Source organism: Arthrobacter sp. P1_B11 (assembly GCF_056406715.1).
In genome coordinates, this window is sequence record NZ_JBFTZQ010000004.1 from 14,531 (window position 1) to 28,363 (window position 13,833).

At 62.5% G+C, this 13,833-nt stretch carries 10 protein-coding genes; all 10 read right to left on the reverse strand.

The window, feature by feature from the left end; all coding sequences use genetic code 11:
* Nucleotides 1–1,657: 1,657 nt before the first annotated feature.
* Complete coding sequence (gene iscB, locus AC1D14_RS04545) at nucleotides 1,658–3,208, reverse strand: RNA-guided endonuclease IscB (protein WP_476968110.1); 1,551 nt, start codon at nucleotides 3,206–3,208, stop codon at nucleotides 1,658–1,660.
* A 305-nt stretch (nucleotides 3,209–3,513) separates the two neighbouring features.
* Nucleotides 3,514–3,678 (reverse strand): hypothetical protein, encoded by a 165-nt coding sequence (locus AC1D14_RS04550; RefSeq protein ID WP_476968111.1) that lies wholly within the window; start codon nucleotides 3,676–3,678, stop codon nucleotides 3,514–3,516.
* A gap of 46 nt (nucleotides 3,679–3,724) precedes the next feature.
* The gene (locus tag AC1D14_RS04555; protein WP_476968112.1) at nucleotides 3,725–5,104 is read right to left on the reverse strand and encodes a recombinase family protein; all 1,380 of its coding nucleotides are present in this window, start codon (nucleotides 5,102–5,104) and stop codon (nucleotides 3,725–3,727) included.
* 257 nt (nucleotides 5,105–5,361) lie between these two features.
* Nucleotides 5,362–5,874, reverse strand: a complete 513-nt coding sequence (locus AC1D14_RS04560) for a single-stranded DNA-binding protein (protein WP_476968113.1) — start codon at nucleotides 5,872–5,874, stop codon at nucleotides 5,362–5,364.
* A gap of 62 nt (nucleotides 5,875–5,936) precedes the next feature.
* Nucleotides 5,937–7,013 carry an ArdC-like ssDNA-binding domain-containing protein gene (locus AC1D14_RS04565; RefSeq protein ID WP_476968114.1) on the reverse strand — a complete coding sequence of 359 codons (1,077 nt, stop codon included), beginning with the start codon at nucleotides 7,011–7,013 and terminating at the stop codon, nucleotides 5,937–5,939.
* 169 nt (nucleotides 7,014–7,182) lie between these two features.
* Entirely contained in the window at nucleotides 7,183–7,692 is a 510-nt protein-coding gene (locus AC1D14_RS04570) for a hypothetical protein (protein WP_476968115.1), read from the reverse strand.
* Nucleotides 7,679–9,490 carry a type IV secretory system conjugative DNA transfer family protein gene (locus tag AC1D14_RS04575; RefSeq protein ID WP_476968116.1) on the reverse strand — a complete coding sequence of 604 codons (1,812 nt, stop codon included), beginning with the start codon at nucleotides 9,488–9,490 and terminating at the stop codon, nucleotides 7,679–7,681. Before AC1D14_RS04575 ends, AC1D14_RS04570 begins: the two co-directional genes overlap by 14 nt.
* A gap of 9 nt (nucleotides 9,491–9,499) precedes the next feature.
* Nucleotides 9,500–10,960 carry an ATP-binding protein gene (locus tag AC1D14_RS04580; protein ID WP_476968117.1) on the reverse strand — a complete coding sequence of 487 codons (1,461 nt, stop codon included), beginning with the start codon at nucleotides 10,958–10,960 and terminating at the stop codon, nucleotides 9,500–9,502.
* On the reverse strand, nucleotides 10,957–12,447 hold the full coding sequence (locus AC1D14_RS04585; protein ID WP_476968118.1) for an SCO6880 family protein: 1,491 nt from the start codon (nucleotides 12,445–12,447) through the stop codon (nucleotides 10,957–10,959). The genes AC1D14_RS04580 and AC1D14_RS04585 overlap by 4 nt, the downstream gene beginning before the upstream one ends.
* Nucleotides 12,440–13,831: a type IV secretion system protein gene (locus AC1D14_RS04590; RefSeq protein ID WP_476968119.1), complete on the reverse strand. Its 1,392-nt coding sequence runs from the start codon at nucleotides 13,829–13,831 to the stop codon at nucleotides 12,440–12,442. The genes AC1D14_RS04585 and AC1D14_RS04590 overlap by 8 nt, the downstream gene beginning before the upstream one ends.
* Nucleotides 13,832–13,833 lie beyond the last annotated feature (2 nt).

A 13,833-nucleotide genomic window follows, 5' to 3' on the forward strand; every position in this document is an offset into this window, starting at 1 on the left:
GTTCAACTCGCGTCGACCTTTCGTGAATCAAATCCGCCCTTGTGGAAGAACGGATTCTGGCAGGTCACTGCAACACCAGCAGTGACGATGGGCAGAGGGGCAGGCCGGCAGAAGCTCGACCTGTCCTGGTCGGCTCTATGCAGTTCGATCGACGACGGCGGTCAGTTCATCGACCCAACCACGGCCACCGAACCAGGAACCACGCGCTGCCACCTGCCCCTCGAACCTCCCTATGCGGCGAGATTCACGACGGCGGTCAGTTCAGCGACCCAACCACGGCCACCGAACCAGGAACCACGCGCTGCCACCTGCCCCTCGAACCTCCCTATGCGGCGAGATYMACGACAGCGGTCACTTCAGCGACCCAACCACGGCCACCGAACCAGGAACCATGCGCTCCAACCCGCCCCTCAGACCTCCCTATGCGGCGAGGTCACGACGACAGCGCGATGGCGGGAGCAGGTTTCCAGGCCATGCCGAGAAGCGATCCAGGGACTGGGCATGAAGGTCCCAACTTTCTTCACGCAATGGAGGGCACGCGTATGGGTAGTGGTGAAGATGCGTCGAAGCCTAGATGAGCAGGGCAGCTTCGTCTCTGTTCGCTCTCGCAACGATCAGCACAGCGCAACCTTCGCTGAAGATGTCCGTATGCTGGTGAAATGCAGAGCTCGCGGCCCATCGCCATATTTGGTGACTCGCAAGGGGACCTTGGCTGGGCCATAGCGGCGGTCCGCTCGGCAGGCCGGGAAGGGGCCCCGGACTGATCTTCATGTGGGCGACTTCGGCTTGGACTGGCCTGGGCCAAACGTGGTCGCTACGAGGCTAAACTCAACACTTATCTGGCAGATCTCGCCCTGACAATCGTGGTTTCAGTTGGCACCACAACAATACTGCGTATGCTTCTACTCTGCCGATTGAAGAGCATGGGCCGCTGGCGTCAGATCCAACATCCGTGTTCTTCCCCGCGGTGGGCGGACCATAATCGAGGGGCTCGTGGTCGGTGCCCTAGGGGGCGCCTTCAGCGTGGACTATGAGCACAGGGTTGAAGGTAAAGATTGGTGGGCCAACGAGGACCCCACACTGAAGGATGCCAAGAATCTCATGGACGGTGGACCCCTGGACCTCCTGATAACCTACGACGCGCCCGCGGGGGTACCGATCAAGGGGGACTTCGAACTTCGACCCGAAATCGCCGAAAGAGCAAACCAAACACGCGAGCTGTTACGTCAGGTTGTCGACACCCTGGTTGTCCCGCATGCTTTTTTGTGGGCATTGGCATTAGCGGCGCATTCACGAACTGGTCGGTAAGATCGGAGGGGTGACGCGCGTGGACGTGCTGAACATGGAGCACTCTAAGAACGGCAACGGTGTGCTTGTATGGCCTGGCTCGCCACCCCTGCGTCTAGAGCCGCTGCACATAAGTGGCGCTCCGGCATAGTAATGCTGACCACCCCAAGCTGTGGGCGGCAAGCGGCCCCAGCATGGACACCAGCGCCTGAAAAATAACCGGAAATCTCGGTAACCACGGAAAAAAATTAGTATCAGCCCTGAAGTGAGAGTACCCGCGGCTGCCTTCGCTCCCCTTTCTGACATATCCGGGTATTTTTCCAAGGCATGGCTAAGTTTTGGGAGTCCCGGCAGGGGGCCGGGGGGTGTTTTAGGTGCCTTCGAAATACCATCCTGCCCCACGCTGAAGTAGGGAGCAGTACTCATGCCTCACGGAAGGAGCCATGCTACTAGCTGTCCTAACGGCAAATCGCCCGCTGCTCCGGATGGACACTCTTCCAATGTAGCTTCCTGCATATTTGCCGGTCGCAATGACAGCCCGAACGGTGTCGCCGGTGACAAATCCGTAGGCGGCTTTGCGCCTTGGAAGTATTAGCCGGGGGAACCCGAAGCGGTCGGATCGGGTTCGCGCGTATGACCCTCTACCCGTTTGACGGGCGACCAGAACCGCCTTGGGGTAAGTAGCGATGCAATCCGCCTCGCCGACCGCCAGCGCGTCGGTGCAATGCGTTTTCTCGAGCCCGTTCCGGGCACGATTGAACTTTGTTCGGCCGCCCGATCCTGTATGAACGCTGAGGCCCGTTTTACACATCGCCAGCCAAAGTGCCCGGCGGGTCGAGTTTACTGCGGCAGCATCACGCAACGGCAGACGAGCCCATTCCCGAATCCTAGCCAGACGTACGGGATCCTTAACGAAGTCTTCCACCGGAAGGCTGCCTTTAGCATCGTTGCATCTGACACACGCCAAAACTCGGTTTGAAAGGCGATTCGACCCGCCCCGTGATTTCGCCTCCAGATGGTCCATATTTAGGGGAACATTCCTGGCATCGCAATAAACGCATTGGTGTTGGAATTTGGTCAGAAGATATTCCCTGAGCTCAAATCCCCACAAGGCGCCCTGCTGGTATTCAATGCCTTTGATTTCGGCGTCCTCGATTTTTTGCATGTCGAAACGCGCCAACTCTAGGACGATAGATGTTAGTGGAAACCACCCCCGCATCTTGTCGACCATCGACACAATGCCATCAACCCTGTGCTGAAGTGATGGGGCCAGCCATCCGCGGGGCTTTGATCGATGCGCGTGACGAGGTCGGCGGTATCGCACCTGCTGGCGGCGACCATGTCGGTGTCGAGAACGCGCGCGGATATGTCGAGTGATGTCGCTGGATCGATGCACGATTTCGGCTGCGAACAGACCACGACGGGTCTTGCTGGCCGCTCCAGTGGCGAAGACAGCCAGCCCTGTGCGTTTCGAGCCTGGGTCGATACCAAGCCCCAATTCCTGCACGAGGGCAGTTCCGTCCGCTGTAGTTTTGTCCTTCAACCTGATCACAAATGGAACACGCGAAGCGACTACCGCCCGCTTGGAGCGGAGAAGCGCCCGCACGCGCGCTGGGTGGGCCGGCATGAGCGGCACACCGTCCCGTCCCAGCACAGGGACAAGAGCCGTGATTGAGTGAGCCGTAAGGCTCTTTACTGGTCGACGGGAATGCCCCGATTCGACCGTGACGCTTGCGGCCCCAGGTGAACGGCCGAAAGTCTCCCCTCGATCATGTTGCACGCCAGATTTTAGGGATGGAAGTCCCTTCGCCGCACCCCGTTTCGTTCCTGCCTGTGGAGTGACTGCTGACACGGTTTCGATAGGACGGGGCTGAGGAAGCACCCCGCCGTCGGTCTTCTTTCTTGCGGACAACGTAGACATCCAAGTCACCTCTCACAGCGATGTCTGGATCTGGTCGACCACGCCCAGAGGGCTCAGGCGGCCGACGGCCGGCATGTGTGCGTGAACGGCTCGATGCCGTCCGCGCCCGATTATTCTGCCCGCGGCTTCTCGGCACAAGAGGTGCACGCTTCGACTACTACTTGCGCTGGGTCTCCGCTGCGCCACCGGGTTTGGCTGCAACCTCTCCCCGGTGCCACCTTCCCCCGGTGGTGATCCACAGATACCGCAACTCGCCGACTTGCCAGTCTGGGTCGAGCATCCTTAGCAGCGTCTAGGGGGCGGCGTCAGGCACCCTCCGCCAATTGGTCCCTCTCTTGTTGTTGCGCGCGTTCTACAGCCGCCACCGTCCGAGCGTGAAGAGCGGGGTCGAGCGTGACGGTGCCGCTGAGACCCTGCGCCTTCCTGGTGCGGGCAATCCATTCAATGACTTCTTCTGCTTCGAGCTTCATAAAAGCCCTATGCGGCCCGAACGCTGGCGGCGGTCACTTTTCTGCGTTACAGCCGCCACTCCGGAACGAGACGCTCAGAATCGAAGGACTTGGGACCCGTGACTTGCCGTCGGGGCATAACCACAACCTTCACGAAGATGTCGTCCAGAACGGCTCGTCGGACGCTAGTAGCCATGCTGTCCCACGCGCTTCGAAGCATTGCCCCAGTCGTGAGTTCCCGCGGCCTAACGATCGGCACAGGCAGGGCCGCTTTCGCCCGCGCGACAGCGGCGCGTGCCGCCTGCCATTCAGAACGACTGATCGTGCCAATAGCATAATCTGACGCTACTTCTTCCAGTCTGGCATCGAGCGCCCCGGTCTGCTCCAGCCACTCTGAGGTAGCTTCGGTCTGGCCGACAACCTTTGCGTCCTGAAACTGAAACGCAGCCTCAGCCAGCCAAGCCTCTGTTTCGGCGGCCACGATCGTCGTTCCTCCGCAGGCCGCTGCTCCCTCGTTTCTTGGGCAGCGATAGCTCTCCTTCTTCGACCGCCCATTAACGCACTTGACCATGCCGGTGCCGCACTTGCTGCAAACGAGCAGGCCCGTCAGAAGGTGTTTGCGGGCACCGCCTCTGGTTCCGTTGGAGCGGCCTGGCGCGAACCTGGCCCGGAGCATGGCCGAGGTCTCCTCCGAAACGATGCCATCCCACTGCCCCTTGGCCGACACTTTGCCCCGGTGTACGCGCAATCCGGCTATGCGAGGTGCCTTGAGTATGTTCTGAATACTCGCGGCCCTCCAAGACGCACCACCGAACGTTGGGATGCCCCGGGCTGTGAGATCCTTTGCAATCGCGTTTAGGCCCTCACCGTGCAATACACGGGCTGCCATCTCACGAATGATGGCCGCTTCCTCAGGCACGATTTGCGCCTCTGCCGTGTACCCGTAGCACCGCTGCCCCGGCCAGGCGCCGGCCTCGGCAAGCTCCTGATGCTTTCTGAGGAGCCTCATCCGGGATTTCTCGACCTCTCCAGCGGCGAATGCCGTAACCACCCGGGCGAGGGTCCTCCCGTCTGGGTTACTCAGGTCGATGTGGCCGTTAGTGGCTGAGTGGATATTTATGCCGGTCGCTGAGGCAAGATCAATCCAGTCCTCGAGTTCACGTGGATTGCGATGGAGGCGGTCAGCCGAGTAGACAACCACGACATCCACGCCTCCGGCTTCCATGCGAGCCTTCAGTCGGAGATAGGCCTCACGATCCTTTCCACCAGCAGCCGTAATGTCATTGTCCTCGAACTTCTCATCCAGGACGCGCCAGCCTTTGCGCTTTGCCAACGCGAGGCAATCCTTGAGCTGACGGGTGACGGCAAGCCGCTCAAGGGTGAGGTCCTTGGATACTCGGGTGTAAATGGCGGCACGAGCATTCGCACCATCTTTGGCTAGTTCCATGGTGCTTACCTATGCCGTCCACGCGGCCACGGGTGTCGTTCAGGTACACGTCATGATTGAAGCACCTCCTCCTCGGTGGAGTTAGCGTGCACGCACCCTCGGCGACGACGACAGTCGTGCTTCTAGCGTGTACTTTCTGAAAGGAGCGGCCAAGGCACTCCGGCGCTCATTAAACGGAGAAGCGAGTTGGTTATGCCGCTCACCAACCCGCTTTGGCAAATGCCTCACGCCCGCCATGCGGACGGCCCCTATAGCTTTTAGAAACTCATTTCATTCCCCGCCGCGGCCCCGAAAGGGGGCACCACCACCGGGCTCTTGGAGGTGAGGTTGTAGGCCGGCGCAACAGCCTCGGCCGCAACGGGCGATTCAAGGTTCGYACGCACTCCAGCATCCGGCGCCGCAACCGGCGGGTGCGACATGCGCTGGTACACCGTAGTGCCGAAGCGGAGGTCCGGTCCGATGGTGTCGGCGACGATGCGCCGGGCTTCGCGGCGTTCGCCGTCCTTCTCATACGAACGAAATTCCAGCTCGCCCGCCACGGTGACCGGGTCGCCCTTTCGCAGTGAACTCGCCGAGTTCTCCGCCAGCGCACGGAATGCAGAGACATTGTGGAAGACGGGTTCGCCGTCCTGCCAGGTACCGTCCGCGCCCTGAATTCGCTGGTTGACGGCGACCCGGAGCTTGGCGTGAGCCACTCCGCTTTCGCCTACGCTGAGTTCGGGATCGGCAACTAGGTTGCCGGCAATGCTGATCGGGATCTTAGTGCCCATGGTTCTTGTCCTTTCCAAAGCCGGCGGGACTCTCCCACCGGACAACTTGTTGCCAGTCGGGCTCACGGCCCGGCCAATACAGGTCCGTCCGCTGACCGCAAAGGCGCATCCAGGCCCGCATAGGACGCTGATGGGCTCAGCTGTGCGTCGGCGCTCGTGATCTTGCCGCCAAATCCCGGCGGGTGTGTGATCTCAAGAATCCCCTTGCTGGCAGCAGTGACCCGTCCGAGTACTGACTTCGCAATATCCGCACGGGACGCCGGGAGCCTACGTCCGGCGTCGTGGGCCATCGCGTCCTGCTCCGCATGGATTACGGCATCAGCCCATCCGGCGAGATAGGTCGCGGACTGGGGCCCGCGGTCGATCCCGTGGGCCTTAAGCACCGTGTAAGCCACGGATTCGGCCTCCACCTCAGCCAGTCCCCGATGATCTGCGCTGCTGCCATACAGCCGGCCGATCGCATCATCGGGACCATGAAGCAGCACATGTCCAAGTTCGTGTGCAAGGACAGCTGCACGCGCTCTCGGGCTGAGCCAGGCGCCGACCTGGACCCGGCGATGGGTGAAATCAGTAAAGCCGCTCGTCAGCCCATACTGGGCGTCTGTCACATCGACGTTGAAGCCATGGCTGCCCGCCACCGCGGCAAGAGATCCGCACAGCTCAGCTACGTCCACCCCAGACTCGGCCCAGCCGCGGGGAACGAGCAGCGGTGTGCCCTGTGTTTGTGAGACGTCGAAGACTGCCTGGCCTCGCCAGCCTGTGATGACCGTCTTCTTTCCATCGTCGACGGCGCCATGGGGCACGTTCTCACCCGCAGGGATGCGCTGCCGGGTACCGTCAGGAAGCGTGACCTGTTGGAGTGGCGCCGTACGAGGTGCGATCACCCAGAGTGCATGCTCACCCCTCAGCACCGTACGACCGTGGCTGACCCACTCCTTGTACCCGGCCACCAGAGTCGGTTCGTCGGTACCGCGCTGGGCCATCTGCATCATGAGCAGCGCAACATTGCCACCCGAGTATCGCCACAACGTTGCAGAAGCGTCCAGCAACACCTGCCAGTGCGACGGAGATTCAACTGCCTTTTCCAGGATCCTGTGGAGGCCATCCGTCAAGGCAGAGATGCGCTCCTCGGACGTCATGCGAGAATTGCCCGATTCACTCCGGCCCGGCGCAGCATCTGCCGCCACCGCGCTCGATGCGTCTTCAGATTCAGGGGCCACGACAGCCGCCCTTCATGCTTCTTGGGATCCGGCCGAGACCACCCCGGGGATACTTGTTCATGTCCTGAGTCGGGATAACAGCATGACTTCAGAATTCGTCCCCGACCTGGTGTGAACCCGGCTGCCACTCAACGAACTCAGGCGCGTCGAGCCGCATGGTTCTCACTGCGGACTCCTTGTGCGCCTGCAGGCCGACACAACCGGCAGTCCGGGTATGGATCCTCAACCGCTCGACGGAGTGCGGCAGCCGTTCGTGAAATGCAAGCGGCCCGAAACCCGGATCGTCGCTCACATACGAGGCCAGCTCCGCCCGCTGCAGAGCATAGAGCTCGGCCACAATCTCGGAATGACGCCACCAGCAGTCCGGAACCACCGACGTCGTCAGCTGGTACGTGGCCACAAGCCATCGGACCCAAACTGCCAAAGAACGCCACACACTTCCGGCCTGCTCAGCTGTCATTTCCCGCCAACGATATGTCACGCCGGATGCCCGCCCCGGTGGCCGGAATGCAGAGCGGAAGAGCTCCGCCGTCAGCTCATCGTCATCCGCACCCGCTGATGGGATTTCGAAGCGTTCGACGTCGTCACGGCTGGCCATCGTCAGGCTCCTCAGTTGCTTGCTGCCGCAGACGGTGCCCTTCAGCCAAGGTCCGTTCAAGCTCCAGCTTTGACCGACCGAGCTCTGCAGCGTCTTTGCGTTTGTGCCATTCGCGCAGGTCCAAAAGTATGGGCCGGGTTCGACGTCCCAGCATCAGGGCTGTGCCTGCAGGCAAGCGCCTGATCTCATGAAGCGGCAGAACCGGGCTCTCCCTGATCTGTTCGCCGTCCTGCCGGCCCTGTGCAGACCAGGAACGAGTGTTCAAGGTCAGGCTCCGCTCCCCCAGCAGCCCCGCCAGCGAGCGCAGGTCACGTTCGTCGGAGCCGCCGCCGAAGATCACTTTGATGATGGCCGAGTCCCAAATGGTGGCTGCCTCGTCGATGGACCAGCCAGTACGGGCCTGGGACAGGGATTGGAGAACCACCAGTGTTGATATTCCGATGCCGCCGCCGTCAGAGAGGGCGATGGGCAGGCCCGGCCACGGTGCCAGGTTGGCAATCTCGTCCAGGACGAGGGACATCGGCGGATCCAGCCTTCCTCCCGTGGCGACAAATGCCATTTCGCGCGCAGCGTTGTCGATGTCGTCGATCAAAGCAGACAGATACGGCCCTGCCGCAGCGGCGCCCGCTCGGGTGCCGATCAGGTACAGGGTCCCGCAGTCCCGGATGAACCTCTTTGGATCAAATTCCTCAGACTCCTCCCGGGGATCCAGCGCGGCGAGCACTTTCGGCGAGGACAGCGGTGCGACGGCAGCCGACACGCCAATCCAGGAGTTGGACGTGTTCCGCGGGTCGTCCTCGAGGATGCCCATCAAGTCGGCCTGCCACCCCAGCGCCGCCGCCGGTTGGCTCAGGACCTCCAACGCCTCACGTGCCAAAACCGGGCTCGAAGACCAGCGCCGAAACGCGCGGACGCCCTCGCCGGACAGGGCCGCAGCATGAAGAAGGCATTGCAGGATGATCAGTGAGCGCTTTTGCCATGCAGCGTTCTCTCCCTTCATCTCCGTGTCCGCAGTGATAACGAGCGCACGGCGCGTGGCGATATCCGGGTCCTCGCAGCCACGAACGGGAGACCAGCGAAGTGTCGAAGGCAGTCCGGACATCCCTTGCGGATCGAACACTGTGACTGGCCTGCCGCGTGCTGCACGGGCCTTCATAGTGACCACCAGGTTGTCGGCGCGGGTGGACGTCGTGACCACAGCGCCGGGCGCATCGAGGATGGCATTGATGACCACGTAGAGGCCTTTACCGGATCGCGGAGCACCTTGGATGACCATCGATTCCTCCGTAGAGACATGAATCAAGACACCGTGGGAACGGCCCAATGTCCATGCAACGTCCTGGATGCGCGGTTTGGCGAGGCCTGGCCGCGTGAACTTGCCGCGCTTCAGGACGGCCCTGGCCCCGAAATCCTGGCGGATCTCGGTACGGCGCGCGATGCCCTCGCGGTTCAGGATGTCCTGGCGCAGCCATGAGCCGGATTGCTTCCACCTCCGCCAGACCAAGACAGAGCCCACGGCGAGCGCGGCCACCAGAAGGATGACCGGGCCAACGATCCACCAGATACTGCCTGTTCCGAGGTCGCATCCCTGCGGTACGCGGACGATCCACTCGATCCGGCCGATGAAAAGTCCGACGGCGGCTGCCGGGTTGAACGGCGACGGCAGATTGCCGCCGCAGCGCCAGACCATCACGACGTTAGCTGCCCCCTGGACCAGGAAACACAGACAGACATAACCGGCCACGGCGATAAGTCCGGCCGTGACCAACGGGCTGTCGGTGCCTCGCCGCGAACTCATCTGTGGCATTCAGATCATCCGGTCGTCTGTGCCGAAGACTTCAAGCTCATCCGTCGTGACCCGGTTCGCCACGATAAAGGAACGGTTCCCGACCTTCCAGAGGCCAACACCCTTGGGGAGGTTCTCTACGTGCTCGCATTCGGCTTCCGACAGGCCCAAGGCTTCCTTCGTTAGTCGCATGGCATCGTGCTTTTGCCGGTAGATAATTCTGGTGTCCGCCTCGGTCAGCAGGCCGAGTGCCTTCTGCCGATGCCCACTGGAGCTGTCTCCGATCTCGTTGAGGTCGGCCACTTTATGCATGATGAGCAGATTCGCAATGCCGTAAGTGCGGGCAAGCCGCCACTGTTCGCTCATTTTGGCGAGCATGTACGGGTCGGCCAGCATGCGCCAGCCTTCGTCGTAAACCACCAGCCGCTTGCCGCCGTCGGGATTGGTAACTGCTGCCTCCAGCCAAGTGGCACCACACGCGGCGGCCAGGGACAACGCTTGCTCCGAGGCGCCGATCAGCGCAGAGGTGTCCATCACCATCATCGGCGCATCGGCGTCGAAGGCGACCGTGGACGGGGCGTCAAACATGCCTTCCAGGTCACCGGAGACCGTCCGCCTCAGGGAGTGGCTGACCGCCAGTCCCCCGTCCTTGCCCACCAGCCCGATCGTTTCCTTCGATGGGTTCAACAGATGGTCCAGAACCATCGGCAGCGTTGGATTCGAGTTCTCGGCTACCGTCTCCATGAGAGCCATGTCCAGGGCAGTGTGCTCCACCGGACGGAGGGGCATGCCCTGCCGCATGAGGGAAACCAGTGCCACCAACAGGTAGCGACGGCGCTGGCGCACCACCGCCTGCCACTGCGCCTCACTCAGGGCCCTGGACCGCGGCCCCGCGTCGAGTGGATTGACGCGGGCAACGCGACCGGGACCCACGGAAATGACCTTGCCGCCAACCGCATTGGCGACGGCAACCCATTCGCCTTTAGGATCGGAGGCGACGGCGGCCTTCCGCCCCAGCGTTATCGACCTGGCCACCAGGGACTTTCCGCACATGGATTTCCCGGTCCCCACGGTGCCGATGACAACGATCGAGGGTCCGCTGATGACGCCCTTGTCATAGAGAATCCACGGATCGTAGGAGAACGCTCCCGACCCGAAGACGTCTGTGCCGATATAGGTGCCTTCATGGCCGAGCCCCGATTCTGTGATGAATGGATACGCCGCGGCGAAGGTCAGGGTGGACGCGCGGTGCGGTGCCGGGCGCAGGCGGTGGGGGCCACGCAGCGAGACAGGTTCGCGGCCCCCCCAGTCTCCGCCGTGCTCGGCGGTGACCAACCGAGTGCCGACCATCTCGCCAGCCCGGTCCAGGGCGGCCGCCCACGGTCGGCTGTCAGCGGCAGCCGCCCGCCGCCGTCGTTCCTTCCGCTCCTTGCGGTTCACTCCCGACGGCACGTATTCAACCGACTGGTTTGTCCGCGTCATCGCAGCCCCCGCCCGAACGGGAGCGCACCGGCGACGAATGCAGCCCATTGCTGCCCGGCCAGTAGGCGCAATTCGACGAAGGCTCCCGCGGCCGCCGACTCCAATTCCTGCCGGTGGCGGGCCAGGTCCTCCAAGGTCCCTGCAGTAGCGGTCACGTAGGCAGCGGGCCTTACGTCTCCGTGTCCTGCGACGATCTCCTCCTCGCGCTGGGCGACCTCTTCTTCCTCAGCCCGTTGCTCGCGGGTCAGCGGCCTGTCGAAGCGGGTATTGATGCGGCGCCTGGTCTCATGGGCTTCCTGGGCGGAACGGATGTCCCGCAGCGCCTCGGTTGTGGGCACGGCGCGAATAACCTCCGTCACCGTGTGCCGGAAGTCGCCCACATAAATCAGCGGATGGAGGAAGCCCGGAAATACCTTCTGCCGTGGCCACTCAGCGATCCAGAACGTTTGATGAAAGCCGGAATCAGTCCGTACGTATGTCCAGTGCTCTTCCACGGCCATGGGCCCCGCAGTCATTTTAGGCGGCATGGAATCTCGGGACTGTAATTCCTTCTTGGCCGGATTCCTTGCCCCGCTTGCGACGGCGGCAGGATCGAATGCGCCCCGAACGACGTCGAGGATTCCGCCTTCCGGCAGCCACTCCTCCACCTTGACGCTGTGTGTCCCTAGCGCCGTGGTCATGGCCTCGACCTCCAGACGAAGCACCCGTTCGACACCGACCAGTCCCCCGCCTGTCTCTCTGATCCGGCGTCGGGCCTTGGCCATATCCACCACAAGTGCGATGAGGAGATCGTGGCTCATCGTGGAGCCTGCTGCAGAAATCAGATCCTCGTACGCGCGCTGGCCCCAAGTGAGTTCGCTGGAGACGCCCGCCGGTCGCGGGGACGCCATTTCGTAGAAGTCCCGCAGGGCGGTGGACGGATACGGAACCGTAAAGTCCTGGACGGCAATTCTCGCGAGACTTGTTCGCTGGGCCATACCTGCCTGTACGCGGGACCAAGCCTGCACGGCCCATGCTTTGTCGTCGCTGTCTAACAGTGCGAAGGACCGGGTGCTGCAACGAAGTACTGCTATCGCCTCCCTGCCGCGGGCGTCCACGATGAAACACTCCCCTCGCGAGGTCCGTCGCAATTCCAGGTTCCCCAGCCCTCCCGGAAGCGCCAGCTGTCCAGCCAGGACTGCTCGCTCAGGTTTGGTTAGGAACCTTGTTTGTCCGGCCATCGATCGGTAGAAGAACAGGACGGCATGGCTGGCCCAGACCGGATACGGAATCCTTGAATACTGCAGCAAGCCGAGGAGCAACAGCACCAGCCACAACGGTCCCGAAGCAAACAAGCCGATCGGTCCTTGAGATGCCGATGCCAGGCTTGCCACCACGACGCCGGCCGCGAGCAACAGCAATTGATACCACTTCAGTCCCATGAACAAGCCGCGTCGCTCGTAGCGGGGGAATTTGACTGCCTCAAGGGTGCGTGAAGTTTCAGACATGGAAATCACCGTCGGTTGGGGGCTTGACGACTCGTGGCTGGTGGATGGGAGGCTTGGCAGTTGGGGTGATCGGTGGCGCGTCGGTCGGTAGCTTCGACGACGACGGCCTTGGTGGGTCGCTGGCGGCCTTGCCCCAACTTCTCCTTCCCGATGCCGGTGCGCCCGGGGCCGGGCGCAGCTGTGCGCCACTTCCCTGAGGTGAGGCTGGGCTGGCAGCCGAGGCGCCGGCGTCGAGCATCAACGCACTGGCATTCCCACCTGGCGCCGACGACGGCGTCGTACCCGTTGGCCGTCCCGGAAGAGGGGCGCAGGCCGGCAGCGCGCGGGTGGGAAATTGGTGACGGCTCGACTGGATTGGGCGGGTCATGGACGAGCGGTCAGCCATCCCGGCCAGGGTGAAACGGCCACCGGTCTGCCGGCTGATCTGCCGGGCGGTAAAGCTCGAGGTTCGAGAAAGGACGTGGCCGCCACCGGCAGTTTGCGCGGCAGCGGCCAGCTCACCTCCGGCGAAGCTCACGAGCCGCAGGGACATCAGAGGCGCACCGCAGGCGAGAGCCATGCCCACCACACCAGCGGCCAGCCCGGCAAATGACTTCGACTCGGCAAAGAGCTTGATAGCCACGGCCAGCACCGTCGCGGCAAGCGGTTTGGCGAGCAGCAAGGCAACGACGATCTCGCACCACCGACGGGCCCAAGTTTTCGTCTTCTCCCACGGCATCAGCATGAGAGCGACTGGCGCAACGGCGGCGAGCACGATGAGCGCAAAGGACCGAAAGATCATTGAACACATCAGGATGAAGGCCAGGATCCAGACGACAACAACTGCCATTCCGGTAACGACTACGGCCCCGACCGCACCGCCGCTGGTTCCCGGGGCCAACGACACGACGTTCCATTCCCTGCCGGAGTCCGCCGGGGCCCGTTCGAAGCCAAAGAGCCGCATGAACACCAGATAGGGATCCGTCCCCATGGAGTCGAGCAATGCCGTAGCTGCAGAATCGCCCACCTTGGTGAGCTGGCGGACAAGGTAAACGGCACCGGCCACCAGGGGAATGGCCGCCCCGCCGCCAACCAGAGCGCGCACTAAGCGGCGGGGCTGTTGGCTGATCAGACCGGACAGCAGCTGGAGGATCATGGCAACGATAAGTGGCGTCATCATGATGACAACCCACCAACTCGTCAGTCCTTCCACCGCCGTCCATTGAGCATCATCGACGTCAGAGACAGTGAACGCGCCTGTGATGAAGGACCATATCCAGGACGCCGTGCTCTGGAGAATGTTCGCAAAGAATGACGTGATGGAGCCTTGGACGCCATCGTTCGCTTGTGAGACGAGACCGCAACCAGGCGGCCACCATCCATCCAGGTCACACTGAACCGGCATGA